General features: G+C 56.3%; 25 protein-coding genes. 6 read left to right on the top strand and 19 right to left on the bottom strand.

The window, feature by feature from the left end; all coding sequences use genetic code 11:
- Positions 1-100: 100 nt before the first annotated feature.
- Positions 101-1,414 carry a YihY/virulence factor BrkB family protein gene (locus VXJ35_RS03065; protein ID WP_064023345.1) on the bottom strand — a complete coding sequence of 438 codons (1,314 nt, stop codon included), beginning with the start codon at positions 1,412-1,414 and terminating at the stop codon, positions 101-103.
- 126 nt (positions 1,415-1,540) lie between these two features.
- Positions 1,541-1,981: a hypothetical protein gene (locus tag VXJ35_RS03060; RefSeq protein WP_064020441.1), complete on the bottom strand. Its 441-nt coding sequence runs from the start codon at positions 1,979-1,981 to the stop codon at positions 1,541-1,543.
- Between the two features lie 249 nt (positions 1,982-2,230).
- On the opposite strand from VXJ35_RS03060, the gene VXJ35_RS03055 reads away from it, so the two are divergent.
- Entirely contained in the window at positions 2,231-2,968 is a 738-nt protein-coding gene (locus tag VXJ35_RS03055) for a hypothetical protein (protein ID WP_064020440.1), read from the top strand.
- Positions 2,969-3,075: 107 nt separating this feature from the next.
- Here VXJ35_RS03055 and VXJ35_RS03050 read toward each other — a convergent pair whose 3' ends face one another.
- The 8 genes from VXJ35_RS03050 to VXJ35_RS03015 form a co-directional block, all read right to left on the bottom strand.
- The gene (locus VXJ35_RS03050) at positions 3,076-3,450 is read right to left on the bottom strand and encodes a DUF1640 domain-containing protein (RefSeq protein ID WP_064020439.1); all 375 of its coding nucleotides are present in this window, start codon (positions 3,448-3,450) and stop codon (positions 3,076-3,078) included.
- An 82-nt stretch (positions 3,451-3,532) separates the two neighbouring features.
- Complete coding sequence (dapD, locus tag VXJ35_RS03045; protein ID WP_054760052.1) at positions 3,533-4,351, bottom strand: 2,3,4,5-tetrahydropyridine-2,6-dicarboxylate N-succinyltransferase; 819 nt, start codon at positions 4,349-4,351, stop codon at positions 3,533-3,535.
- Between the two features lie 123 nt (positions 4,352-4,474).
- A complete protein-coding gene (gene dapC / locus VXJ35_RS03040) occupies positions 4,475-5,677 on the bottom strand; it encodes a succinyldiaminopimelate transaminase (protein ID WP_064020438.1) in 1,203 nt (400 codons plus the stop codon).
- Between the two features lie 3 nt (positions 5,678-5,680).
- Positions 5,681-6,466: a M48 family metallopeptidase gene (locus VXJ35_RS03035; RefSeq protein WP_054760054.1), complete on the bottom strand. Its 786-nt coding sequence runs from the start codon at positions 6,464-6,466 to the stop codon at positions 5,681-5,683.
- Positions 6,467-6,641: 175 nt separating this feature from the next.
- Positions 6,642-7,136 (bottom strand): CinA family protein, encoded by a 495-nt coding sequence (locus VXJ35_RS03030; protein ID WP_064023344.1) that lies wholly within the window; start codon positions 7,134-7,136, stop codon positions 6,642-6,644.
- Positions 7,137-7,191: 55 nt separating this feature from the next.
- The gene (locus tag VXJ35_RS03025; RefSeq protein ID WP_054760056.1) at positions 7,192-7,770 is read right to left on the bottom strand and encodes a DUF502 domain-containing protein; all 579 of its coding nucleotides are present in this window, start codon (positions 7,768-7,770) and stop codon (positions 7,192-7,194) included.
- A gap of 102 nt (positions 7,771-7,872) precedes the next feature.
- Positions 7,873-8,961 carry a cytochrome d ubiquinol oxidase subunit II gene (cydB, locus tag VXJ35_RS03020; RefSeq protein WP_064020437.1) on the bottom strand — a complete coding sequence of 363 codons (1,089 nt, stop codon included), beginning with the start codon at positions 8,959-8,961 and terminating at the stop codon, positions 7,873-7,875.
- The gene (locus VXJ35_RS03015) at positions 8,954-10,342 is read right to left on the bottom strand and encodes a cytochrome ubiquinol oxidase subunit I (RefSeq protein ID WP_197495953.1); all 1,389 of its coding nucleotides are present in this window, start codon (positions 10,340-10,342) and stop codon (positions 8,954-8,956) included. Before VXJ35_RS03015 ends, cydB begins: the two co-directional genes overlap by 8 nt.
- Before the next feature lie 183 nt (positions 10,343-10,525).
- Between VXJ35_RS03015 and VXJ35_RS03010 the strand changes: the two genes are divergently transcribed.
- From VXJ35_RS03010 to VXJ35_RS02990, 5 genes are all read left to right on the top strand, one after another.
- Entirely contained in the window at positions 10,526-12,337 is a 1,812-nt protein-coding gene (locus tag VXJ35_RS03010; RefSeq protein WP_064020435.1) for an MASE1 domain-containing protein, read from the top strand.
- Entirely contained in the window at positions 12,288-12,611 is a 324-nt protein-coding gene (gene tnpA, locus VXJ35_RS03005) for an IS66 family insertion sequence element accessory protein TnpA (RefSeq protein ID WP_082880778.1), read from the top strand. The genes VXJ35_RS03010 and tnpA overlap by 50 nt, the downstream gene beginning before the upstream one ends.
- On the top strand, positions 12,608-12,949 hold the full coding sequence (gene tnpB / locus VXJ35_RS03000) for an IS66 family insertion sequence element accessory protein TnpB (protein ID WP_082880777.1): 342 nt from the start codon (positions 12,608-12,610) through the stop codon (positions 12,947-12,949). The genes tnpA and tnpB overlap by 4 nt, the downstream gene beginning before the upstream one ends.
- Positions 12,950-13,033: 84 nt before the next feature.
- A complete protein-coding gene (gene tnpC, locus VXJ35_RS02995; RefSeq protein WP_064020434.1) occupies positions 13,034-14,626 on the top strand; it encodes an IS66 family transposase in 1,593 nt (530 codons plus the stop codon).
- A 47-nt stretch (positions 14,627-14,673) separates the two neighbouring features.
- Positions 14,674-15,138 carry a diguanylate cyclase domain-containing protein gene (locus tag VXJ35_RS02990; RefSeq protein WP_064020433.1) on the top strand — a complete coding sequence of 155 codons (465 nt, stop codon included), beginning with the start codon at positions 14,674-14,676 and terminating at the stop codon, positions 15,136-15,138.
- Positions 15,139-15,171: 33 nt separating this feature from the next.
- Here VXJ35_RS02990 and phoR read toward each other — a convergent pair whose 3' ends face one another.
- From phoR to VXJ35_RS02945, 9 genes are all read right to left on the bottom strand, one after another.
- On the bottom strand, positions 15,172-16,446 hold the full coding sequence (gene phoR, locus VXJ35_RS02985; RefSeq protein ID WP_064020432.1) for a phosphate regulon sensor histidine kinase PhoR: 1,275 nt from the start codon (positions 16,444-16,446) through the stop codon (positions 15,172-15,174).
- Between the two features lie 6 nt (positions 16,447-16,452).
- Complete coding sequence (phoB, locus tag VXJ35_RS02980) at positions 16,453-17,145, bottom strand: phosphate regulon transcriptional regulator PhoB (protein WP_064020431.1); 693 nt, start codon at positions 17,143-17,145, stop codon at positions 16,453-16,455.
- Positions 17,146-17,253: 108 nt separating this feature from the next.
- Entirely contained in the window at positions 17,254-19,125 is a 1,872-nt protein-coding gene (locus tag VXJ35_RS02975) for a cytochrome c peroxidase (protein ID WP_064023342.1), read from the bottom strand.
- Positions 19,126-19,549: 424 nt separating this feature from the next.
- Positions 19,550-20,584 carry a lytic transglycosylase domain-containing protein gene (locus VXJ35_RS02970; protein ID WP_231879397.1) on the bottom strand — a complete coding sequence of 345 codons (1,035 nt, stop codon included), beginning with the start codon at positions 20,582-20,584 and terminating at the stop codon, positions 19,550-19,552.
- 296 nt (positions 20,585-20,880) lie between these two features.
- Positions 20,881-21,246 carry a hypothetical protein gene (locus VXJ35_RS02965; protein ID WP_064020430.1) on the bottom strand — a complete coding sequence of 122 codons (366 nt, stop codon included), beginning with the start codon at positions 21,244-21,246 and terminating at the stop codon, positions 20,881-20,883.
- Positions 21,247-21,273: 27 nt separating this feature from the next.
- A complete protein-coding gene (locus tag VXJ35_RS02960) occupies positions 21,274-21,585 on the bottom strand; it encodes a hypothetical protein (RefSeq protein WP_054760101.1) in 312 nt (103 codons plus the stop codon).
- A gap of 109 nt (positions 21,586-21,694) precedes the next feature.
- A complete protein-coding gene (locus tag VXJ35_RS02955) occupies positions 21,695-22,576 on the bottom strand; it encodes a CPBP family intramembrane glutamic endopeptidase (RefSeq protein ID WP_064020429.1) in 882 nt (293 codons plus the stop codon).
- Complete coding sequence (locus VXJ35_RS02950) at positions 22,576-23,304, bottom strand: 16S rRNA (uracil(1498)-N(3))-methyltransferase (RefSeq protein ID WP_064020428.1); 729 nt, start codon at positions 23,302-23,304, stop codon at positions 22,576-22,578. Before VXJ35_RS02950 ends, VXJ35_RS02955 begins: the two co-directional genes overlap by 1 nt.
- Complete coding sequence (locus VXJ35_RS02945) at positions 23,304-24,656, bottom strand: adenosylmethionine--8-amino-7-oxononanoate transaminase (protein ID WP_064020427.1); 1,353 nt, start codon at positions 24,654-24,656, stop codon at positions 23,304-23,306. Before VXJ35_RS02945 ends, VXJ35_RS02950 begins: the two co-directional genes overlap by 1 nt.
- Positions 24,657-24,707 lie beyond the last annotated feature (51 nt).

The following is a 24,707-nucleotide window of genomic DNA, read 5'->3' as shown; positions in this document are numbered from 1 at the left end:
ACCGGCAATAGTTGTTGCATGCATGCAAGTACCGCCTCCATCGAATTTGGCCGCATTGTAACGCATTGCCGGCAAGCGATGTTAACCGCGGCGTTCGGCGTCAAATGTTTTTCAGTAAGCGGTTACCTGCGCTATCCGCCATCGCCTGGCGAAAATGGTCGACGGCTTCGGCAAAATCCTGCTGCGGCTGAATATCCGGCAACTGGTTCTGGCCGCAGCATTCCAACGCATCGACCACATAGCCGATACTGAGAATATTGATATCGACCGCCGGCTGAAACACCGAGACGGTTTGTTCCGGATGGCAGAATTCGACGACGATGCGGCTGGCGATCAACTTATTCAACAATGCCTGGACCAAAGCCAGCGGAATCATCAAATCCCGCGCCAATTCTTCGGCCGAGGGCGGCGCCTCCTGCTTTAGAAAACGCTTGACCAGGGCATGAGTGATTTGCAGCGCCAGAATTTTCTTCAACGAAAAGCTCAGATTGCCGAAACGGTCGCCATGGCGGTGTATCGGATAATTTTGGATATAAAACGCCATCTCGCAGCCGAACAAGACGATGATCCAACAGCTTTGCAGCCAGACCACGAACAGCGGCAAGGCCGCGAAACTGCCGTAGATCGCGTTATAGCTGGACACGCCGATTTGCAGACTCAAATAGGCCCACTGCAAGCCGTGGTAAAGCAGCCCGGTCACAACGCCGGCAACCAGCCCGGCACGGTAGTCTATGGCATGGTTAGGCATAAATACGAAGACCACCGTAAATAGCACGATCATCAGCAACAGCGGCGACAGGCCCAAGGCCTTTAACACCAACCAGACGCCGAAAGCCGGCAAATGGATCGCGCCGGCCAGCCAGCCGACCTGAGTTTGCAGGAACACGGTAAGCCCGCTGGCCGCCATCAACAATACCGGCCCCAACAACATCAGCGACAAATAGTCGCTGCATTTGCGGCTCCAACTGCGGCCCTGCTCGATTTTCCAGATGAAATTGAACGATTCTTCGATGTTGGCGATCAGGCTGACCACGGTCCAGAACAACACGGCGATACCGATGCCGGCCACCACTTCGCCCTGGGTCTTGGCCAGTAGGTTTTGAGCGAAGCCGATCAAGCGCAGCATCAGTTCGTCCTGCTGCGGCGCTCGCTCCAATAGCTGCCGTTGCAGCAGCTTTTCGAAACCGAAGCCCTTGGCGATACCGAACAACATCGCAATCACCGGCACGATGGACAGGATGCTGTACAAGGTCAGTGCCGAGGCCCGCAGTTGGCATAAATCGCGGCGAAAGCCTTGCACCGCCAACAACGCGATCTTCAGACAACGGACGCATAGCGCCGGCCACCAGGCCAGACTCCGCTCATCCAGCCGCCAAATATCCTCTTTGCAGAACAGCAACAGATTCATTGCCATATAAGTCTCCTTGTTGGAGCAGTTCGGCAGGTGCGAACGATACGCCGCGCCGTTGATCGACAGTATGCCGGATAACGCCGGCAAAATCCCGGTATTCCGAGCGCATCGATTGCCGAGTTATTCGGCTCAGGCCAGGCGTCGCAAATTAAGCCGCCGCCTGCCGTGCAACAACCGGCAGCGGCCGAGAAAGCCGGGCAACCGGTTAAAGGGGGCGGCGACACGCAACAGCCATTGCCGATCCGGATAATACGTCAAACGCAATCGGTCGGGGCCGGCGATTTCGACGCCGTCCAGCACGAACGATGCATAAGGCAAACCCAGGCTGCGCCTGGCCAAAATCCGCAATTCCGGGCTCAGCAACACGAACTCGCTGGCTTCCTCGAACGGGCAATCCCAATCGCAAATCAGCAAATAATCGCCGGTTCCGGTTTGAAATTGGTGCAGCAACCGATAGCCGGGAACGTAGCAAGCAGTCGGCACGCCGTTCTGTAACAGCCGGGTTTGCAGCGGCCAATACCGGTAATCGCCGGGATGGCTGGCCAGAGAAAAAACATCGATCGTCTGCATGGAACGTCCCCAGTGAAACTGCGGTTAGCGTCGAAACAGCAATCGGCCTTTAATTCGCCGAAGTAAATTATTCTGCATTCTATCGCCCCATATGAACGCTTGAAGTTTACAATAACCGGTTATCGAACCGGCCGGCACTGGCTTGTACGCCGTGCATGTTTTGCGCAACTACAACTTGCCGACAGCATATTTCACGTATCGGCGCCGGCAAAGAACGAACTACCGTCAAAGACAAGGACCATTTCTCCCATGCAATTCACCGAAACCGGCACCCTGATTAGCTGGCAACTGGACGATATCGACGTTGTCGCGCCGCTCCACGACAAGCCGGGCGGCGGCTCGCGCGGCGGGGTTTACCTTTGCATCCCCAATTTCGAGGAACTGTCGCCGCCGTTCAGCGTTAAGCATGGCGAATACCGCACCACCGTTTGCGATGTCACGCTGCCGCATCAAAAAAACCTGTCGGCATCCGACGTACACAACTGGGGCAACATCGAGGTAATCACCGATTGGGAAGAAACCGACGAACAAAACAGCAAGACGCTAAAAGTCACCACCACCATCCGCGCCCTATCGGACACCGCGTTGGTGCGCCCCGGCTTTCATCCGTATTTTTCGATTACGCCGAACAGTTTTCTGGATATTGCCGACAGCCGGATAGACATCGCCTCGCTGCCGCACGATAGCATGCGCGCTTATCCGGCGGCAGCGCCGCATGATCCGGTCAAACTGAGCACCGAGGAATTTGCCGTATCGATGGCCTGCGAGATCAGCCCGCTGCCGCAGCCGATCGCACTGGCGTTCGGCATCTGGAGCGACAAAAAAGCGGAATATGTTTGTATCGAGCCGATTATCGGCAAGCAACTCGGCTCAGACGGCTTGCCGACGCCGCTGGCGTTGCGGAAAAGTGAAGAATTGGTTTTGGCGTTTACGATTCGGGCGGATAGATTGGCGCTTACGGAAAAATCGTCACAGGGGCAACTGTAGTCCCGTTGGAGCGAAACGGCATAAATGGAGCAGAACCGGAAACCCTGAGTTCCGCTCCGCTAAATCCAGGCTTCTTGTCCGCCGGAGAAGCTTTAGACAGTTCCGAATCAAATCAAATGCGCTATTTTCAGCAACACCGCAACAATAACTGTCGTTTGCAAGAAGCCGGCAGCAATGATCCAACGGGTTAAATCGGCTTTGGTTTCCGCTTGATCGCGGCCGGCATCGGCTCTGAGTAATTCGATTTTGTGGCTTAACTCGGATTCCAACGCTTTGATTTCGGTACGCAATACGACTTCCAAGTCTTTTAAATCGCGTTTGGTGGAGACATCGTCGAGATGAAAGTCGTGCCTGGCTTGTTCCAGGGTGTTGTCGACGACTTCTTTTTGCATTTCGGTGATTACTTCGGCTTGGGCCTCGGTAAAGCCGGCTGCTTTTAAACGGAGCGCAAATTTTAAGGTATCGAATGGAATTGCGTTCATGCCCTACGCCCTCAAGGAAAAAGCCGTGCCAGCATTGTAACGCATGGCGCCAAACCAGCGCCATGCGTCACAGAGCGAGCGGTTAATCCCGCAACAACTCGTTAATCCCGGTTTTGCTGCGGGTTTTTTCGTCCACTTGTTTGATAATCACCGCACAATACAGGCTGTGGCTACCGTCTTTGGAAGGCAAGTTGCCTGATACCACCACAGAGCCGGCCGGGATGCGGCCGTAGGTCACTTCGCCGGTCATCCGGTTGAAAATCTTCGTGCTTTGGCCAATGTAAACGCCCATCGAGACCACGCAGTTGTCTTCGACGATGACGCCTTCGACGATCTCGGAGCGGGCGCCGATGAAGCAGTTGTCGCCGATGATGGTCGGGTTGGCTTGCAAGGGTTCCAGTACGCCGCCGATGCCGACGCCGCCGGACAAGTGCACGTTTTTGCCGATCTGCGCGCAGGAACCGACGGTTACCCAGGTATCGACCATGGTACCGCTGTCGACGTAGGCACCGATGTTGACGTAGGACGGCATCAGGATCGCGCCAGGCGCCACGTAGGAGCCGTAGCGTGCCACCGCGTTAGGAACGACGCGGACGCCGGCTTGGGCAAAATCCGCTTCGCTGTAGCTGCCGAATTTGGTCGGCACTTTGTCGTAATAACGCACGTCGCCGCTTTCGATGACTTTGTTTTCGTTGATGCGAAACGACAGCAGCACGGCTTTTTTCAGCCATTGGTTGGTGACCCAGTCGCCGTCTTTTTTCTCGGCGACGCGGACTTCGCCCTTGTCGAGCATATTCAAGACTTCGGCGACCGCGTTGCGGACTTCGGTAGAAACGGTGGACGGGCTGATTTCGGCGCGGTTTTCAAAGGCGTCGTTGATGATGGTTTCCAGGTTTGACATGAGCTCTCTAGTTGGAAGGGTTTTAAAAAGGGTGGAAGTCCTCCCCCTTTAACAAAGGGGGATTGAGGGGGGGATTTATCTGAAAATCTCCCCCAACCCCTCTTTTTCAAAGAGGGGAAATTCCTAGGCGTTATTTTCATTGAGAAAAGCTTTGATGCGTTGCGCGGCTTCGACACATTCCTCGATCGGCGCGACCAACGCGATGCGCACATGATTGGCACCGGGGTTCATACCATCGCTGTCGCGCGACAGGAAACTTCCGGGCAGCACGGTGATGTTTTGCTCGGCGAACAATTTTTGGGCAAATTCCGTGTCTGACATCGGCGTCTTCAGCCAGATATAAAAACTGGCCAGCGGCCGCTCGATTTCGCAGACGTCTTTTAAGATGTCGATGAAGGCGCTGAACTTGTCGCGGTAGAGCTGGCGATTATGTTTGACGTGCTCCTCGTCGTTCCAGGCGGCGATGCTGGCGTGCTGGGTGGGCACCGGCATCGGGCAACCGTGGTAAGTGCGATATTTCAAATACTGCTTCAACACCTCGGCGTCGCCGGCCACGAAGCCCGAGCGTAAGCCCGGCGCATTCGAGCGCTTGGACAGGCTTTGAAAAATCACGCAGCGTTTGAACTCGGTGTTGCCGGCCTGATAAGCGCTTTGCAGCAAACCTTGCGGCGGATTGGCCTCGTCGTCGTACAGTTCGGTATAGCATTCGTCGGAGGCGATGACGAAGTCGTATTTTTCAGCCAATCCCAATAATTTCAGATGGTCGGCCTGCGACAACACCGTGCCGGTCGGATTGCCGGGCGAGCAAATAAACACCAACTGGCAGCGTTGCCAAATCGTTTCCGGCACGCTGTCGAAATCCGGCAAATAGCCGGTTTCCGCCGTGGTATTCAGATAATACGGCTCGGCGCCGGCCAGCACTGCTGCGCCTTCGTAAATCTGATAAAACGGATTCGGCATGACCACGACCGGTTTATCGGCCGGATCGATTACCGCCTGCACCAACGAGAACAGGGCCTCGCGGGTGCCGTTGACCGGCAATACCTGGGTTTCGGCATCGACGCCGCCGGCCGGCATCCCGAAACGCCGACAAGTCCAGTCGGCAATCGCCTGGCGTAATTCCGGCAAGCCCTTGCTGGTCGGATATAGCGTCAAGCCATGCAGATGGCGCAATAGCGCTTCCTGGATGAAGTGCGGCGTCGCGTGTTTGGGTTCGCCGATCGACAACGCGATATGGGCTTTGTCGGCCGGCGGCGTGATGCCTTGCTTCAAAGAAGCCAGCTTTTCGAACGGGTAAGGGTGAAGTTCGGCTAAATGCGGATTCATGGATTATTTGGCGCAGCGCGGTTGGCGTCCCTGGCTCCAGGCTTGTTGCTGCAATTGCAGAGCCCGGTTCATGTTTTGTTGCAAATTATCGATGCGGCTGGCATGCGACGGATGGGTCGACATGAATTCTATCGGCTGGCCGCCTTGGGCGGCTTTGTCCATCTTCAACCACAGATTGATGCTTTGCCGCGGATCGAAACCGGCGCGGGCCATCAAATCCAGCCCGATAGTATCGGCTTCGGTTTCGTGGATGCGGCTGTAAGGCAGGATCACGCCGTATTGGGCGCCGACGCCGAGTAAGCCCAACGCGGTCTGGCCCAACGCGGTTTGCGGCTGGGTCACGGCCTGCACCATCGCCAGGCCGGTGCTGACTGCGGTTTCCTGCGACAAGCGCTCGTTACTGTGCCGCGACAGGACGTGGCCGACTTCGTGGCCGACCACCGCCGCCAACTGGTCGGCATTATCGACCAGATTGATCAAGCCGGTATGCACGCCGATTTTATTGCCGGGCAACGCAAACGCGTTCAGAGTTTCGTCTTCGAACACCACCACTTCCCACTGACCGCCGGTTTGCTGGGTAATCGCATAAGCCACGCACTGGGCAAATTGGTTGAAACGAGAATTGCGGCTGACCGGGTTTTTGCTCTTCATGCTGTCGAAGGCTTGCAAACCCATTTGGTCGACTTGGTTGTCCGACATGTAAATGAACTGGGTGCGGCCGGTCGGACTGGTTGCACAAGCGCTGAGCAAGACGGAAACGGCAGCAATAAGCAGATTTTTATTCAACATGGCTTAACCACCCGCAGAGAAAAGACCCAGCATTTTAGCCTAACTTGCCAGGGGGTTAAACGCTTTTCGGCTCTGCCAGCGGATGCCGAAAGCGCCCGCCGGACAGGGCTTCGGCGGCAAGCAGCAACGATGCCGGCGAGACTGCTCGCAGGGCCGCATGCGCGGCGGTACGCACCTACCCGGCCCGCACCGCCTGCAACAGTTGCTGCAAGCAAAACAAAACGGTCTGCTGCCGGATGTTTTGCCTGTCGCCGGAGAATTGTTTTCTAACGCACTCAGCCTGTTCGCTACCGCGTTGCAACCAAGCGACGAATACGGTGCCTACCGGCTTTTCGGCGGTTCCGCCGTCAGGTCCGGCGATGCCGGTAACTGCCAAGGCCAAATCGGCGGAACTTTGCGCGAGTACGCCGGCCGCCATTTCCCTGGCCGTCTCGGCGCTGACGGCACCGTAGGCCCGCAAGGTTCGCGTCTGCACGCCTAACAGCTCGACTTTGGCGGCATTGCTGTAGGTGACAAAACCGCGGTCGAACCAGACGGAGCTACCGGGCACATCGGTCACCGCCGCCGCGATGCCGCCGCCGGTGCAGGATTCGGCCAACGCCAACACCCGGTTCAAGCGCCTCAAACCGTCGCCCAGCTGCTCGGCCAACAAATAGCCGGGGTCGTGCATCATAGCCCCGCAACCAGTCGGAACGAATTCGCCTTCCCGGCGCCGCAGCCAACTGTCATTTCGGCAGTTTGGCGATTTCGCCGACTTTTTCGAAGTCGGCACCGACACTGATGATAAAGCTGGTGACCTGTTCGATGCTCATCTCGGATTTGATCACTTTCGATTCGTGGACGATGACGGCGAAACCCGAGGTCGGGTTGGGCGAAGTCGGCACGAACAACACGTAGCGGTCGTCGGTTTTATTGGTCACATAAGCCGGCACCCAAATGCCCTCTTTCGGATATTCGACGTAGACCACCTCGCGCGGCTCCTGCAATTGGTGGCCGGCAATCATGTTGACCAACTTTTTGGTGACCCGATAAATCGTACTCAACAACGGGATGCGCTCGATCAGATGTTCGAACATGGCAATGATGGAAAACCGGCCCATGCTGACCCGATGGCCGACATAGGTGATGGTGGCGAAGCTGGCGGCAAACAGCAGAAAGGTCACCAGATAGTTGTCCGAGTAGCCGTAAACGAACTGAAACAGATCGGTGAGCCGGTCTTTAACGAACAGCACGATTTGCACGATCACCATGATCGGGATGAACGCCAAAATACCGATCAGAGTGTGGTTCAGAATTTTCTTCATGATGCGCCTACCTTGTTAGTTATAGTTGTTATCGATACTCGGTTTTATCAAAGTTAAGCCCGCACAGAAAGCGCCGGGCGGCCCGGCGCCGTTCCAAACCGGCTAACGCTGAATTTTATACAGGCCGCGCGTAGCCAGCGCCATCACCAACCAGGCCGGCCCGGCAAAGCTGAGCAGGCCGTGCAATGCCGTTCGGCTGGCGCTGGCGTCCCAAATCGTCAACGAACTGTTCAACGAGATGTTGGACGGCGCCAAAAATGGGAACATCGACACACCCAAGGTCAATACCGCCAACGCCAGTGCCAACGCCAACGCCAACATTGCCCAATAGGCCCGGTCGAATTTGCATAGCGCCCAGGCGCCGATACCGGCCAGAAAAACCAGACAGGGTAGCGCCCACAATGCCGGTTCGTGTTCGTAATTGTCCAGCCATAAACCGTCGCCGCGCTTGACGAATTTGGCCAGCGGATTGGATGCGCCATCCGGCACGATCTCGGTCGTGACATGATAGCCTTCCAAATGCGTAATCCAGGCGCCGCACAAGCCGAACAACACTAAAAACAGAATTACCGCAGTTTGCGCCAAGGTTTTGGCGCGTAAGCGCAAATCCGGGCCGCCATGCAATTGCAAATAGGCCGCAGCGTAAGCGGCCAACAACGCCACGCTACAGGCCGCGACCAACAATGCAAACGGATTGAACAATCCGGCCAGGCTACCCAAAAACGCGATGTGCATATCGCTGCTCAAATGAAACGGAAATCCCTTCAACAAATTTCCAGCCAGCAGCCCCAGCAGCGCGGCCGGCAATAAGCCGCTCACAAACAACGCCTTATCCCAGTACGGCAGCCATTCCCGATGATCGTGGCTATTTCTGAAGTAAAAACCGAGCGGCCGGATACATGCGGCCAACATCACGCACAGGAACAGATTCTGAAAGCTGGAAAAAACCACGGCATAAACCGTGGGCCAACCGGCATACAACACGGCTATCACCGCCGCCAACCAAGCTTGGTTTCCGGCGCTGAGCGGGGCCAGCCTGGCGGCGATTTGCCGCCGCTGCGTCTCGGATAGCTGCAGAAACGGCAACAGCAACGTTACGCCCATCTCCAAACCGTTAGTCAACGCAAAACCGACGGCAAACAAGCCGAGCAAGCCCCAACACAATAAACGCAAAATTTCGTAATCAAGCATCGCCACTCTCCTCAACCGGCAGCGCTAGCTCGGCCATTCCCTGTTTGACTATCTGCATCGCCAATAAAATTGCCAACGCCAATAGGCCGGAATAGGCCAATCCGTATACCGCCAAGCCCAGTGCTAGATCGCTCGGCCCCAAGGCCGATACCGCCAACCAAGTCGGCAACACGTCCACCACAATCCAGGGTTGGTCGCCGAACTCGGAGATGAACCAACCGCTGCCGCTGGCCAACCAGGTCGCCGGCAAAGCATACATCGCCGACTTCAACAACCAAGGCTGCCTGCGGCCGGTTACGGCACCGAGGCCGGCCGTCAGAAAGGTCAACAATGCCAGCACGCCGAACAGCACCATCGCTTTATGCCCCCAGTACAAAGGCGCCGCTGGCGGCAAACTGGCTTGCGCCGCCAAATCGATTTGCGCCGGGCCGGCATCGACCACAGTGTCGTGCCAGCGCTTCAGCAGCAAGCCATAGCCCAGATCCGGCTTGGCGGCGGCGAATCCGGCCAGCAATTCCGGCTGCCGATTATCGTCGCGCAATTGTTGCAGCATCGCGTAAGCCTGGATGCCGTTATCGATACGTTGCCGGTTTTGCGCCAGGATATCGTCGGCAGGTAGTCCGTTAATCGCCATCAGCTTGCTGCGCTGAAACGAACTTTGCTTGTAAATACCGGCATCGCCCAACAACAACGTGGCGACGATCGCCAGCAAACCCAACCCGGCAGAAATGCAATACGACGGCTCCGACAAAGCCGTTTCGGCGGACCTCAGCCGGTAGTAAGCGCTGATCGCCAACACGAATCCGGCGGCGACCGCATAAGCCGACAGCAAGCTATGAGCGAACTTGGCCAACGCCACCGGATTGGTTAACACCGCATGCCAATCGACCAACTCCATCCGTAACGCTTGCGGATCGAACTCGGCCCCCACCGGATATTGCATCCAGCCGCTGGCAGCCGAAAAACCGAACAAAATCAAATGACAACCCAGGCATACCGCACAGGTACTCAGCAGATGAGACCACTTTCCCAACTTATCCCAACCGTACAGCATCCAGCCCACACCGTTGGCCGCGGTAAACAATCCGGCCAAGACGCCGACGACGACCGGCCCGGCGAACGCATCGCCGGCGTAATGGGCGAAATACGACCAATTGCCGCCGAATTGGAACAACATCGCCAAACTGGAGACCAGGCTTAATCCGAAACTGAGCCCGAACAACTTTCCCCAAAACCGGCAAAGTTGCTGGAAATCGCTACGGCCGCCGGCCAGCCCCCAGGCTTCCAAAACCAATAAGAAAAACGACAAACCCACCGTCAGCGGCACAAATAGAAAATGTTGTACCGCATTGATCGCAAACTGCGAGCGAGACAATTCCACAACCGTTTCGGAAACCATTCCCAACCTCTGGCCCAAGCTCAAAATGCCGGCAATTATAGAGTTATCCGCTTGTTTGTCTGCGTTTTTTCTCGATCAATTCGCATTATATCCGCCGACCCTTCATGGCGAATGAACGCCGCTGATATACACTTTGCCCGACTCCGGCCGCGATTACGGTACCCCATGAACTCTCCACCTCGTCTGCTTATCGGACTGAAAATCATCGGTCTGGCGCTGCTGTACGCCGGATTGGCCAAGCTGGTGTTGGCTTATTTTTCCGACCGGGGCAATGTCACGCTGATTTGGCTTCCGGCGGGCTTGGGCTTGGCGGCGATGCTGCTCGACGCCAAGCACAATTGGGCCGGCATCTTGTTAGGCGCCTTCTGCGCCGGCTTGTTGGTCGGCGACTCCTGGACCATATCGGCCTGCATCGCCGCCGGTAACACGCTGGAATCCTGGCTTGGCGCCTGGCTCTTGCTCGGCAACCCCGGTTTCTCGATCAAATTGCGCCATCCGCGCGACTTTGCCTGGCTGGCCGCCACCGGTACGGTTACCGCTTGCTTTAGCGCGCTGATCGGGCCGATGTCGTTATTGCTTGGCGGCTACCTGACGCTAGGCCAGTTGTTCCCGAGCATGTTGCACTGGTGGATGGCGGACGTATTCGGCATCGCCTTGGTCACGCCATGCATTCTGATTTGGCGCAAGTGGCCGACCGGCTGGTTTATTGTGAAACGCCTGCCGGAAACCGCGGCGTTTTTGGCTTTGAGTTTTTTCAGCGGCCAAATGGTATTTTTGGGTTGGTTTCCCAGCGTATCCGGCCACTATGCCCGCGGTTATTGGACTTTTCTGTTCGTGGTCTGGGCTGCAGCGCGCTTCGGCCGCCATGGCGTCATCCTGTTGATTTGCATGACCGCCGTCCAATCGCTATGGGGATTGGAACGCCAGATCGGCCTGTTCGCCAACGGCGATTTGCAAAGCGGATTGCTAAACATTTGGCTGTACTTGCTGGTGCTGGCCAGCGTCGGCATCCCGTTGGCACTGATGCTATACGACCGCGAGCAAAAAGCCCAAGCGCTGCAGGAAAGCGAAAACCGGCTCAGTTTTGCCTTGCAAACCATAGACACCGGCGCTTGGGATATGGACCTGGAAACCGAAGCAGTGCTGCGCACGCCGATCCACGACCGGATTTTCGGCTACGACTTCCTGCTGGCGACCTGGAATTACCAAGCCTTTCTCGGCCACGTCGTGCCGGAACACCGCGACAGCGTCGACAACGATTTTCGCCGCGCCTGCCGCGAACGCAGCAACTGGAATTTCGAATGCCGCATTCGCCGGGTGGACGGCGAAATCCGCTGGATCCGCGGCTCGGGCCGCCACCACAGCCTGTATCCCAGAATGACCGGCATCATTCAGGATGTCACTGCGCAAAAGCTCGCCGACGAAAACCGCCAATTGGCGATGCTGTTCTACCAGAACTGCAACGAAGCGATGATGATTACCGAAGTGGATGCCACGATTATTTCGGTCAACCCGGCTTTCAGCGAAATCACCGGCTACAGCGCCGGCGACGTAATCGGCAAAAACGCCAGCATCCTCGGCTCGGGCCGCCACGACGCCGCCTTTTTTCAGGACATGTGGCAAACCATCGTCAGCCTGGGCCAGTGGCGCGGAGAAATCTGGAATCGACGGAAAAACGGCGAACTTTACGTCGAACAACTCAGCATCAACACCGTGTTCGACGCTAATGGCCTACCGTTGCGCCGCATCGGCCTGTTTTTCGACATTACCCAGCGCAAACTCAACGAGGAACAATTGCGCAAACAAGCCTATTTCGATCCGTTGACCGGTATCGGCAACCGCCGAATGTTTTGTAAGCATCTAACGGCCCCACCTATTAAAATTTGTCGAAATTGTCGATGCTCAGCCTTTTTGACGAGGTACAGCAATGGCGTTATCAGTGGACTGGGATCAACACATTCAAGCTTGGCAGTGTAGTGGATTAAGCCAGGCGGCGTATTGCCGGCAACAGGGATTAAACTACGGCACGTTTACGATGCGTTTATCGGTATATCGCAAACAGATGTCTGATGCGGCCGCATCGTCCACACCCGAGACGACGCTGATTCCGGTACACATTCAATCACCCGTCACGCCCGTTGCCCCGTTTGAGCAGGATGTGATTCGGTTGATACACTCAGGAAGCCAATTAGAATTGCCGATGTCTACGCCGGCGGCTTGGTTGGCTGAGTTGATGCGAGGTTTGGCTTGATCGATTATCCGGCGCAGATTTGGCTGGCGGTGGCGCCGGTGGATATGCGGCGCGGTCTGGATGGTTTGTCGGCCATCGTGCAACAGAGTCTGGGGCACTCACCCTGCGCCGGTTCTGCGTTTATCTTTCGTAATCGGGCCGGCAATCGATTGAGGCTGTTGCTGTGGGACGGTAATGGCGTTTGGCTGTGTCAGCGCCGTTTGCATCAAGGCAGCTTTGTCTGGCCCAGGGTCGGCGATGCGGTGTTTGCGCTGACTCAGGCGCAATGGCAATGGTTGATTGCCGGCGTCGATTGGCAACGTTTATCCGCTCGGCCTCAAACAGGCTGGCAGCTGTGAATGCGGTGCTAAACGGGGTGCTAATCACCGCCAAAAACCAGTCCTATCAAGGCTTTCAGCGGGAGATTGCGGTATAATAACTCCATGAATCCACTGGCAAAACTCGAGCAATTGAATCTGGAACCGGCTGCCAAAACCGAGGTGGCGGCGCTGCTTCAGGCGTTGATGGATCAGACCGCTCAGGATGCCAAAGCGCTCCAAGACAAAGACCTCAAAATCGGTGCGCTGACGCATGAGTTGGCGTATTACAAACGCATCCGCTTCAGTCGCAAGAACGAAAGTCTGGCCCCGCTGCAGCGGGACGTATTCGAGGAAACCTGGAATACCGACATTTCGGCCATTGATGAAGAAGTCGAGCAACTGCGGGATGAATCGCCCTGTGACACGGTGGCTCGCCCCAAACGCCCGCGCGCCGGTCGTCAACCCTTACCCGATCATCTGCCACGCATTGAACACCGCCATGAGCCGGAATCCTGCGCCTGCGGAACCTGCGGTAAAGACCTGGTCAAAATCGGTGAAGATATCAGCGAGCAACTGGATGTCGAACCGGCTAAATTTTTTGTGCATCGGCACATTCGCCCGCAATACGCCTGCCGCGCCTGTGAAACCATCACGGCGGCGCCGATTCCACCGGCGGTGATCGATGGCGGCATGGCGGCGACCGGTTTGCTGACGTGGGTGATGATCGGTAAATACCTCGATCATCTGCCGTTGTACCGGCTGGAACAAATTGCGGCCCGCGACGGCGTGAGCCTGTCCCGCTCCACCTTAGCGGATTGGGTTGGACGCCTCGGTGTTGCGCTAGCGCCCTTGGCCGACCGCTTGGCGTGGCATCTTCGTCAACGCGCCAGTTTGCACGCCGACGAAACCCCCGTGCCGCAACTCGATCCCGGCAATGGCAAAACCAAGAAAGCCTATCTGTGGGCCTATCGCAGCAATGATCTGCAACCGGGCCCCAAAATCATCCTCTTCGACTACCAAGCCGGTCGAAGTGGCCGGCATGCGCAGCAGTTTCTAGGTGACTGGCACGGCCATTTGTTGGTGGATGACTACGCGGGCTATAAAGCCTTGTTTGCCACGACCCGCGCACATCCTGAAACTCAACGTCGGCTTGAACCGTGCATCGAACTGGCCTGCCTGGCGCATGCGCGGCGCAAATTCTTCGAACTATTCCAGGCCAGTCAAAGCCCTATCGCGCAAGAAGCGTTGAATCGCATCGCCAAGCTGTATGCGATCGAAGCCGCAGCACGTGAATTAAGTATCTCCGAGCGAAAACAGCGACGCGTCGAAAACAGCCTGCCGCTCCTGGCCGAGCTACATGACTGGCTACAGCAAACCCGCTTGCGCACCGCACCGAATACCGCCACGACCAAAGCCATCGACTACAGCTTGAAACGCTGGACGGCGCTGGCACGCTACGCTGAAACCGGTGATCTACCGATCGACAACAACCCGGTCGAAAACTGCATTCGACCGATTGCCTTGGGTAAGAAGAATTGGCTCTTTGCCGGATCGGAACGCGCCGGTCAACGCGCGGCCTTCATCCAAACTTTGCTCGGCACCGCCAAACTCAACGGACTCGATCCTGCCGCCTGGCTGAAAGACACCTTGGAAAAACTTCCTACTTGGCCCAACAGCCGCATCGACGAATTGCTACCGTTCAGTCACACGGATTAAATCATAGCGGCAACAGCCTGACGATATGGTAGGGCTGCTCGCTTACAATGTTTTGCGACCGCCTGGACCAGGAAATCAAAAAAGCTCACCGCAGCGGCCTGTTTCTGGCATTGCTCCTGGTCGATATCGACAAATTCAAGGACGTGAACGAGCGCTTGGGCTACACCGCTGGTGACCACGTATTGCGGGAAGCGGCGCAACGCATCTTGCGTAGCGTCAGGGAAACCGATGTGGTGGCGCGAATGGACGGCGTGGAATTTGCCCTGCTGCTAACCGATCTGGAAAAGATCGATCATATCGAGCGTATTGCCGGCACAATCAGCCAAAAACTGGGCGAGCCGTTCGCCTTCGACGAGCAACCGCTGGATTTGCAATTGCATTGCCGCATCGGTATCGCCGTCTGCCCCGACGACGCCGGCGAAGCCGGCCGTCTGCAACAAGCCGCCGCGCAAGCCCTGAAAAAATGCCGGGCCTCCGGTTACGCGTTTGCCGGTGTACGGGATGCGATGTAGCCGGAATCGGCGCCCTGCCGAACCGGATTCAAGTCAACAAACCCGCTGCTTCGGAAACACGCAACGGAAGCGGCTACCGCGCCCCAACTGGCTGTCGATATCCAGTTTGGCATCGTGGCGTACCAGCACGTGCTTGACGATAGCCAACCCCAAACCGGTCCCGACGATTTTTTGGTTGCGTTTTACATCGACCCGATAAAAGCGTTCGGTGATCCGGGGAATGTCGGCGGCAGGGATGCCCGGGCCGAAGTCTTCGACTTCCAGATAAACGCCGCCATCGGCAGCATCTCGCCAACTGACTTTTACCGGCGATGTTGGGGGAGAGTATTTCAGAGCGTTGACCAGCAAATTGCTGAACGCGCTACGCAACTCGGAGGCGTCGCCGAGCAAGTTGGCATTGCTGGCGATTTGCAAATCCACACGCCGCTCGTCCTTTTCCAACAAATCGCTTTCCTGGCAAACCTCGTGCAATAACGCAGCGACCGCCACCGACTCCGATTTTTTCTGCTTGCTTTCCAAACGCGCCAATAGCAGCAAATCGTCGATCAAAGTCTGCATGCGTTCGGTCTGGGCCGCCATATTTTGGAAAGAGCGGCTGTAAACGCCCGGCGCGCCGTCCATCTCCTGCAGCGTTTCCAGATAACCGCGCAATACCGTCAGCGGCGTACGCAGTTCGTGCGAGACGTTGGCGACAAAATCGGTGCGCATGCGTTCGATGTTTTTTTGGTGGGTGATGTCCTGGGCCATCAGCAAGCGTAAACCGGAGCCGTAGGGCACGATACCGATCTGTAAGAACATGTTTTCGTTGACCGGCGACGGAATACAAATTTTATGGCGGTAATCCTGTTCCTTCAAATACTGGATAAACAAGGGATGGCGCACCAGATTCGGAATACGCTGGCCGTTATCGGATTTTTTCAGCCCCAGAAAATCGTGAGCGACCTTGTTGCTCCATTCGATTTCGCCGTAACTGCCCAACACCACGACGGCATCGGGTAAGGCGCCGGTGGATTTGCGAAAGCTGTCCAGCATTTTGCCCAGCTTCTTCTTCCGTCGCTTCTGGCTCTTCCTGATCTTGTAGAAGTGATAGTAAATATCGCTCCAGATTCCTTTGAAATCGGGCTTTTCCCCCTGGCCGCCCTGGCTCAGCCAGCGCTCCAGTTTATTGATGTTGAGGGTTTGGCTGATGTGCAGATAGGTCACTGCGAGCAGTAGCATTTCGCTCACATGGCCGACGAAGATGCTGGCTATCAAAGCCGGCACCACCAACGCTATCGCAATGTTTCTTTCTCGCCGCCAGCGCTGCATGCAGGATTAATTCACCAAGGAAAACCGGTAACCGAAACCGCGTACCGTTTGTATCAGTTCTTCGCGGCCGTACTCGGCCAGAATCTTGCGTAAGCGGCGGATATGCACGTCCACAGTACGTTCTTCGATGTAGACGCTACGCCCCCAAACTTGATCCAGCAAATGGGTGCGGCTGTAGACTTTGTCGGGATTGGTCATAAAAAACTGCATCAATCTGAATTCGGTCGGACTGACTTCGAGGCTGCGGCCGTCTATCGTCAGCTTGTGCTGCTCGGCATCCAGCGTCAAATCGCCGATGCTCAACTGGCCGGACTCGGAGAGTTTTCCGCTACGCCGCATCACCGCCTTGATCCGGGCAATCAGCTCTCGGGGCGAGAACGGTTTGGTAATATAGTCGTCGGCGCCGATCTCCAGACCGCGGATTTTATCCTCCTCTTCGCCGCGGGCAGTGAGCAGAATAATCGGCAAATCCTTGTAGCCAGGTTCGCTTTTCAAGCGTCTGGCCAATTCCGCCCCGCTGATTCCGGGCAACATCCAATCCAGCACAATCAAATCCACCATATTATCGGCCAAGCTTTCCCGCGCCTGCTCGGCACTGGCCACCGCCAACACTTTAAAAGAAGCTTGCTCCAACACCATCACCAACATTTCCCTGATGGCATCTTCATCTTCCACAACCAGAACGTTCAAATTCGACATAGTCATCTTTAGTCTAATGATTCCGAGGATATGCAGAATTTAGCAGCGCTATATTACCCTTTTATGACAAAAAAGACCCGAAGCCGAGCAGTAGCGCAGTTGAGCGCGTCAGGGCTCGCCGCCCGCTTCCCCAACCGGCGCGGCAAAACCGTCGGCAACCAGGGCTCCGACATTGGCACCGGTCAGCGCTTTTAAAAACTCGACCAGATCGGCTTGTTCCGCCTCAGACAGACCCAACGGTTTAATTAGCGGCGACAGATTCTCGTTTGGCGTTCCGCCTCGGTTATAAAACCCTACCACGTCGTCCAAGGTCGCAAAACTACCGTTATGCATGTACGGTGCAGTCAATGCCACATTGCGCAACGACGGAGTTTTATAGCGCCACCGGTCCAACGGATTCTGGCTGGTTTCGTAGTAACCCAAGTCGTTGGCCTTTACAGTATCCAGCCCATGGAGATTCTCGCTGTCGACGTCCAGAAATACGCCCGGCGCGACCTGTACCCGGCGTTTGCCGTCCACGGTTTGCATGGCTTCCGCGTAACCGACGCCGGTGTTATGCCGCTTTTGGTCGGTGAACAATGCCGAGCTTCGGCCTATCGTGTGGCAAACGCTGCACGCCGCCTTGCCGGCAAATAATTCGAATCCGCGCTTGGCCGAATCGGCGAGCGCATCGGCTTGTTTCGCAAAGTACCAGCGGTCGAACGCCGAATCCGCGGAATTCAGCGTCCGCTGGTAACTTGCCAAGGCCTGGCCTATCGTTTCCATGCCCGGTCCTTTGTTGTTGAACGCTTTTTCGAACAAGCCGCGATAATCGGCAGTGGTTTTCAATTTGTCCACCACGCGGCCGATAGACGGGTTGGCCATTTCGTTGTGCGCCAATAACGGCCCCCAGGCTTGTTGCTCCAAGCTGTTTTCTCGGCCGTCGTGAAACAGCAGCTGGGCATAGCCGACGTTGTACAGCGATGGCGCATTGCGCCGCACGCTACGCCCCTCCACGCCCACGGCGGTCGCCATTTCGTTGTTGGCGAAGCCTTGCTCCGGGATGTGGCAAATCGCGCAGGAAAAGGTATTGTTCAACGACAAACGCCGGTCGTAAAACAGTTTGCGGCCCAACGCAATTTTCGCCGGCGTCAGCGGATTGTCTTTTGGAACCGGTAGTACAGGCAGACCCAACGGCGGCTTGCGGGCAAATTCCAGCAAATTGGCGGGCTTGCCGCGCCGTTGCGCCAGGGCCAACGACTGGGTCCGGTAATCCGCTGCGCGATAATCCTGTTTATTGTCGCCGGCTTGGTACAAGCGGCCGGCATCGACTTGCGCCAACGCGGATTGCGCCTCGGTTCCGGCCAGCAAGGTTTTGACGTCGTTGAGGACGGTATCGGCGTGCAAAAAATCGACGTTGTAGATATTGCGGACGTTTTTTTGTTTATCGATCAGATAGACCCGCAGTAGATGCGAGAACGTTCCGGTAAACTGCCCGCGCTCATCGTAGATCTTCTGCACGTTTTGCTGATAGCCGTCGAGGATAGGCTGCAGCGCCCGTTCGTCGCGAGTGGTCAAAAACTGCCAATCGAAGCCGGGGGTTTTAAAACCTTCGCCGTAATGGCGCATCATTTCCGGTGTATCTTGGGCCGGATTGAAGCTGAGGGTCAGCAGGCGCAGTTTATCCGCCAGCTCGGGTTGTTTTTGCAATTGGCGGCTGATTTTATGCAATACCTGCGTCGCCAACGGACAACCGTTAACATCGCTGCAGGCCGCATAAATAAAGCTGAGTAACACCAGCTTATCGCCCATCAGGTCGTGCAAGCGCAGCGGCCGATTAGCCGTATCCAACACCTCGCCGTCCGCCGCCTGGCCAACGGCCGGTAATGCGTAGCTGCCGGGACTCGGCGGCTGGAAAGGCAGCGCGCCGTAACCTGGCGCGCTACGTTGCGGCTGCTCCGCTACGGCGCCAAATACAAAACAAAACAGCAGAGTAACCAGCCCCAGGCGCCGCCCGAACCGCTGAACGGGACGGTTAAAACCGAATCCGGATTTTAAGCGACCTGATGCTACAAAACGGATTGGCGCCGGTCCTGGTAATGTTGGCCGGTTTTTGTTGCCGTCGATAACCGTTCCGGTCGCAGATTGGTAATTCATAAACGAGCTCGACTATAAGTAACGCGCCGCCGACGCAATACCGCTCCGACAATCGAAACGCCGCTCGGTTTACCAGGTAACTGGCAATACGCCGTTACGGAAATACGGAAATGATGACGGGGCGAGGCGTTAGCGTTGATGCGAGCCAACCGACACGGCCGGCACGCGACAGGTTCGAAGGCCTTAGCACCCCGGAATTGGCCCGACATACATTGGCCTCAGCCGACGACTCAGCCGGACTGCGCCGGTTGAACCGGCCGACGCCGACCTATTCTTCGGCTAAATATTGTCCGGGAGCCAGCGGCGCCTCGTAACGCACTCCCTCCGGAAAATAAGGCTCCGGATTGGACGCTATCTCGCGCGCCGCCAGAAATTGCGCGTAATAGTTGCGCGACGCGAAACCGAATGCCGGTCCGTCGTAAGTCTCCACGATCTGGGCGAAATCTTTGCCGACTTGGTTCTGGGCGCGTTTCATACCGCCGATCCCGTGATTGTAAGAGGTGACCGCTGCCGGCCAGTCGCCTAATTTACCGTAGGCGTAACTCAGATATCGCGCCGCGCCGGTAGCCGAAACGAACGGATCGAAGCGTTGATCGACTACGCCGCCACCGGGCATGAAAGTTTTAGCGGCCGCTTTGGTGAACTGCCACATGCCGACCGCACCTGCGGAAGATCGGGCGGCGGGCTGAAACGAGGACTCGACGTGGGGCAGATAGGCCAAGTCTTCCGGTAACCCGGCATCGCGGAAAATTTTTCTGAACTGTAGGTCGTAACGTCCGCTGATTTCCAGACCGCGTTTGAAGCGTTCGCGCGTCCCCCGCTGCGAACGCACGCGGCTATCGGCGCCGGGCAAAACGTTTGCCAACGAACGCCCGCTAGCCTCCAATTTAGCGATCAATTGCTTATCGGCCGGACTCAACGCAGCGCCGTAGCGCAATTTGCTTTCCAAGCCGGCCAATTGCGCCTTCCAATAATCGCGCCGCCGGCTGACCAAATCTTTTTGCTCGGCCGTCAGTCCTTCGGCAACATAGCCCGGCAGCGTCATCACTTCGTAGATCACATCCAAATAGCGGTCGTCGTGGAAGGCGACTTCGGAGCGCTGCCAGACCGCGTAGGTTTTACGCCAGAATTCCACGGCCGGCTCCAGCGGCCCCGGCTTCGGGAAAATCCCCGAATAACTGGTGGGCCGATAAGCCGGAGACTGCGGCTGGTAGGCAGGCCGCTGGGGAATATAGTTGGGCCTGACGCTAGCGACTCTGTCGCGTTTGACAGGCGAACCGCCGCCGCAAGCATTCAGTAGCATTGCTGCAGCCGTTAGCATTAATATGCGCAAGAAAAGTCGATTCATTTTTGCTTTTTTGTTGTCTGATTCAACGCCGATGGCTCCGAGCTCAGCCGGCATAACTACCGGCTTATATTCTTCGAATGTTTTCAATGAATAATAGCGCTCATTTCAAATTCGAGTGAATATTTAATGCGAAAATAGGCGGCGTTTTTTTCGCAAAAACGGGAAATGCGGCGGTCACAACGGCATTCGAACTTTAGAGCGGTTTACGGCCGGAACTTTCGACTTTTGCACAATGACGAAACGGCGCATGCTTAAAAGTGACGAAGTATCGACAAAAGGTAGCTTAGATTGCGTTTATCCTCATCCAGAACGACGACCAGGAGGGAGATTATGAAACCGATTTCAAAGCCGCTAACCTTTTGCTCGCGTTGCGGTGACGATATCCCGCCCGATGAACTGCAGTTTTTGCCGGATGCCGGGCTATGTGTGTTGTGCAGCAACATTGCCTTGGAAGCGGATGAAATCCGCGCGGCAAAACGGTCGAAACCGAAAACTGTCTTAAGAATCGCCCGCAGACCAAAATCCGGCTCCTGCTCACCGGCTTGATGCGGATGTGTTGCCGGCACCGGCCGCTTGCCGCGTTGGAAACGGCATAAAAAAACCGGCGCGAGCGACACCCGCTCGAACCGGTTCGGTAAGCGAATTTACTGTTTCAAATTTTTGTAGCCTTCTTCACTTTCGCGCATGATTTTTTGGCCTTCTTCGATCAAATTGCGCCCTTCGTCGATTTTGATCTGACCCTCGCGTTGCATAGCCTGTCCACGCTCTACCATCTGTTTACCTTCCTGCCAACGGCTGCCCAATTGGGCGATACCCTGGCTGTCGCGCAGCATTTGTTCGCCCGACAATATTTTTTCGGCGGACGCCTTCGGCGCCGGCTCGCTGGCACATCCGCCAACCAGTAACGCCGAAACAGGCAGGATAAGGGAAACCAACAGACAGTTGTTATTGCGCATGCTCATGTCCTCTTGTTACGCAGTAAAAACAAAAAATTAACGGAATATTGCAAAACAGTTCGAGCTGTTGCAATGGTTTTTTCAATCCACCGCCTCGGCACCGCTTGGCTTAGCGAGACCCGAGGTAGCGGGCGTACACACCGTACCCAACCAATACCGACATCAGCCACGCGGCCACCAACGGCCCAATCACACCGTCGTAATAGGTATTGACCAGATACACCGAATCGGCTTGCAAATTGACGTTGCACAAATCCCGACTGAGTTTGATCTGCCAGACCCAGCCGGCATGGCAGCCAATCGACCACCCCAATCCCTGCACCTTACGGCTTCTCAGCACGGCGAGAAACAGTCCTACCGCGAATAAAGCGGCAAAAGCGCTGCCGATTGCCGGATTAAGCCAATTGGCGAAGGCTTCCGAAAGTAACGGCAAACCGCTCAGTGGAGTGAGATCGGCGTAAGCGACTGGCGTCGAACTTTTCAAGAAATGCAGCGCCGCATAGTACAGCGAACTGACCGACATAGCCGCATACAACGGCATTTGCCGGCGCAGGCCGCTCAATAGCAAACCGCGAAACAACAACTCTTCGCCCACGGCAATCAGCATCGCCAATAACAAAGCCAGCAAGGCTTTACCGGCGAACATTTGCCAAGTCCAAACCCGGCTATCGTCCCAGACATGTACTTGCAACAGGTACAGCATCAGCAAGACCGGCAGCAAAGTGGCCAAACTCAAAGCAAAGCCTCGGCCGGCTTGTCCGATAAATTGGGGCCACGGCGCGAATCCCAAATCCGCCCAACTCAAATCCAGATATTTTTTGAACGGAAATACGCAGAGCAACAATAATACCAGCGTAATTTTGCTGACAATCTTGGCTAAGGGCAGAACGTCTCCGACCAGCTTCAGCACGGCGTAGCCCAGCAAGCTGGCAAGCACGGCCAGCATCACCAGCAGCAACAAGGGCGCCAGAGCGGTAGCCAGCCCGCGCATCAGCGAAAATCGCCCCACAAGGTTTGCACGGCAGCCAACGCCGCCAGCACCGCGGTCTCGCTGCGCAAGATTCTGCCGCCCATTCTGACCGGAACAAACCCGGCGGCCTTGGCGTATTGGCGTTCCTGGTCGCTGAATCCGCCTTCCGGCCCTGACAATAAAGTCACACCCTCGCCCTCCGGATTCAGGCCGGATAACACCTGGTCGGCATAGGGGTCCAAAAACAATTTCAGGCCGCTCTGGCCGTCGACCCATTCCGCCTGCTCGCACGGAGGATTTAGACTCGGCAAGCGGGTACGCCCGGATTGTTCGGCGGCATGCTGAATGATGCCTTGCCAATGCTGTTGGCGTTGCTGTTTTTTATCGTCGTCGAATTTGATCACACAGCGCTCGCTGATCAACGGCGTCAAGCTGGCGACACCCAACTCGACCGCTTTTTGCACGGCCCAATCCATCCGGTCGCCGCGCGAAATACCCAACCCCAGATGAACAGCCAACGGCGATTCGACACTGCGGTCTATAAATTGCTCGACGGCTACGCTTACCCGCTTGCGGCTGACTTCGTCGAGCCGGCAACGGTATTCGCCGGACCGGCCGTTGAACAGAATGATGTCCTGATCCCGCTTCAGACGCAAAACCGTGCGCAGGTAATGTCCGGCGGCGTCGTTCAACTCAACCTGTTGGCCAACGTTCAGCGCCACATCGACGTACAGACGCGACACCCGCATCAGTCTTGCACCGCCAATTGAATGCCTTGCCAGGCCGTTTCCACCATCAACGCTATCTCCTGTTCGGTTATCACATAAGGCGGCATGAAATAAATCACGTTCCCGAGCGGCCGCAACAATACGCCATGCGCCAATGCATGGCGGTAAACCCGCAATCCACGCCGCTGTTGCCAGGGATAGGCTTCCCGGGTCTGCTTGTCCTTCACCAACTCTATGGCGGCAATCATACCGGTTTGCCTGATTTCGCCCACATTCGGGTGATCGCGAAAGCGCTCCAATGCCTTTGCCATTGCCGCCGCCAATCTAAGGTTTCTCTGCAAAACATCCTCAGTTTGGAATATCCCGATGGTCGCCAGCGCCGCTCGGCAACCAAGTGCATTACCGGTGTAACTATGGGAATGCAGGAATCCGGTCAAGTTTTGATAATCGTCGTAAAACGCCTGGTAAATCCGGTTGCCGGTCAAGACCGCAGACAACGGCAAGTAGCCGCCGGTCAAGCCCTTGGAAAGACACATGAAATCCGGGCTGATGTCGGCCTGTTCGCAAGCGAACAGGGTGCCGGTACGCCCGAATCCAACCGCGACTTCGTCGGCAATCAAATGCACACCGTATTTATCGCAAGCCTCCCGTAACAATTTCAAATATACGGGATGGTACATGCGCATATTGCCGGCACACTGTACCAGCGGCTCGACGATGACTGCACAAGCTTGATCCGCGTGTTCCGCGAGCGCCCGATCCATATCGGCGAATCGGCGAATCGAGTATGCCTCCCAACTTTCGCCGGGCTCACGGTAGTAACAGTCCGGGCCGGGCACCGTGATCACTTCCATCAATAGAGGGCCGTAAGTCTCTTTGTAAAGAGCTACATTGCCGACCGCCAAGGCGCCCAGCGTTTCGCCGTGGTAACTGTTTTCCAGCGTGATGAATTTGGTTTTACCGGTTTGGCCAAGATTGCGCCAATAGTGGAAGCTCATTTTCAGAGCGATTTCGATCGCCGACGAACCGTTGTCGGCATAAAAGCACTTATCCAGGCCTGGCGGGGTAATCTCGACCAGTTTTTCCGCTAGCTCCAGTGCCGCTTGATGGGTAAAGCCGCCCAGGATGACGTGCTCCAGAGTATCGAGCTGCGCCTTGAGCGCCTCGTTAATGGTGGGGTTACTGTGGCCGAACAAATTGACCCACCAGGAACTGATCGCGTCCAGATAACGCTTGCCTTCGAAATCTTCCAGCCATACCCCTTGGCCGGATTCGATCGGAATCATCGGCATATTTCGCTCGTGATCCTTCATCTGGCTACACGGGTGCCAAAGCACGGCAAGGTCGCGTTCTACTATCGTTCGATTATTCATGGCATGCACAAAAAAGGGGCTTGCGCCCCTTTATAGCGGATTCGCTACCGA

Origin of the sequence: Methylomonas sp. DH-1 (assembly GCF_046097555.1) — a bacterium.
In the GTDB taxonomy this organism is placed as follows: Bacteria; Pseudomonadota; Gammaproteobacteria; order Methylococcales; family Methylomonadaceae; genus Methylomonas; species Methylomonas koyamae.
The sequence above is the reverse complement of the archived record's forward strand: the minus strand, read 5'-3'. Positions and strand labels throughout refer to the sequence as shown.

What these genes read in the sequence shown, in the direction of transcription:
- VXJ35_RS03065 (WP_064023345.1), bottom strand. Translation starts at nt 1,414, where the DNA reads ATGGCAATGAATCTGTTGCTGTTCTGCAAAGAGGATATTTGGCGGCTG.
- VXJ35_RS03060 (WP_064020441.1), bottom strand. Translation starts at nt 1,981, where the DNA reads ATGCAGACGATCGATGTTTTTTCTCTGGCCAGCCATCCCGGCGATTAC.
- VXJ35_RS03055 (WP_064020440.1), top strand. Translation starts at nt 2,231, where the DNA reads ATGCAATTCACCGAAACCGGCACCCTGATTAGCTGGCAACTGGACGAT.
- VXJ35_RS03050 (WP_064020439.1), bottom strand. Translation starts at nt 3,450, where the DNA reads ATGAACGCAATTCCATTCGATACCTTAAAATTTGCGCTCCGTTTAAAA.
- dapD (WP_054760052.1), bottom strand. Translation starts at nt 4,351, where the DNA reads ATGTCAAACCTGGAAACCATCATCAACGACGCCTTTGAAAACCGCGCC.
- dapC (WP_064020438.1), bottom strand. Translation starts at nt 5,677, where the DNA reads ATGAATCCGCATTTAGCCGAACTTCACCCTTACCCGTTCGAAAAGCTG.
- VXJ35_RS03035 (WP_054760054.1), bottom strand. Translation starts at nt 6,466, where the DNA reads ATGTTGAATAAAAATCTGCTTATTGCTGCCGTTTCCGTCTTGCTCAGC.
- VXJ35_RS03030 (WP_064023344.1), bottom strand. Translation starts at nt 7,136, where the DNA reads ATGCACGACCCCGGCTATTTGTTGGCCGAGCAGCTGGGCGACGGTTTG.
- VXJ35_RS03025 (WP_054760056.1), bottom strand. Translation starts at nt 7,770, where the DNA reads ATGAAGAAAATTCTGAACCACACTCTGATCGGTATTTTGGCGTTCATC.
- cydB (WP_064020437.1), bottom strand. Translation starts at nt 8,961, where the DNA reads ATGCTTGATTACGAAATTTTGCGTTTATTGTGTTGGGGCTTGCTCGGC.
- VXJ35_RS03010 (WP_064020435.1), top strand. Translation starts at nt 10,526, where the DNA reads ATGAACTCTCCACCTCGTCTGCTTATCGGACTGAAAATCATCGGTCTG.
- tnpA (WP_082880778.1), top strand. Translation starts at nt 12,288, where the DNA reads ATGGCGTTATCAGTGGACTGGGATCAACACATTCAAGCTTGGCAGTGT.
- tnpC (WP_064020434.1), top strand. Translation starts at nt 13,034, where the DNA reads ATGAATCCACTGGCAAAACTCGAGCAATTGAATCTGGAACCGGCTGCC.
- VXJ35_RS02990 (WP_064020433.1), top strand. Translation starts at nt 14,674, where the DNA reads ATGTTTTGCGACCGCCTGGACCAGGAAATCAAAAAAGCTCACCGCAGC.
- phoR (WP_064020432.1), bottom strand. Translation starts at nt 16,446, where the DNA reads ATGCAGCGCTGGCGGCGAGAAAGAAACATTGCGATAGCGTTGGTGGTG.
- phoB (WP_064020431.1), bottom strand. Translation starts at nt 17,145, where the DNA reads ATGTCGAATTTGAACGTTCTGGTTGTGGAAGATGAAGATGCCATCAGG.
- VXJ35_RS02970 (WP_231879397.1), bottom strand. Translation starts at nt 20,584, where the DNA reads ATGCTACTGAATGCTTGCGGCGGCGGTTCGCCTGTCAAACGCGACAGA.
- VXJ35_RS02960 (WP_054760101.1), bottom strand. Translation starts at nt 21,585, where the DNA reads ATGCGCAATAACAACTGTCTGTTGGTTTCCCTTATCCTGCCTGTTTCG.
- VXJ35_RS02955 (WP_064020429.1), bottom strand. Translation starts at nt 22,576, where the DNA reads ATGCGCGGGCTGGCTACCGCTCTGGCGCCCTTGTTGCTGCTGGTGATG.
- VXJ35_RS02950 (WP_064020428.1), bottom strand. Translation starts at nt 23,304, where the DNA reads ATGCGGGTGTCGCGTCTGTACGTCGATGTGGCGCTGAACGTTGGCCAA.
- VXJ35_RS02945 (WP_064020427.1), bottom strand. Translation starts at nt 24,656, where the DNA reads ATGAATAATCGAACGATAGTAGAACGCGACCTTGCCGTGCTTTGGCAC.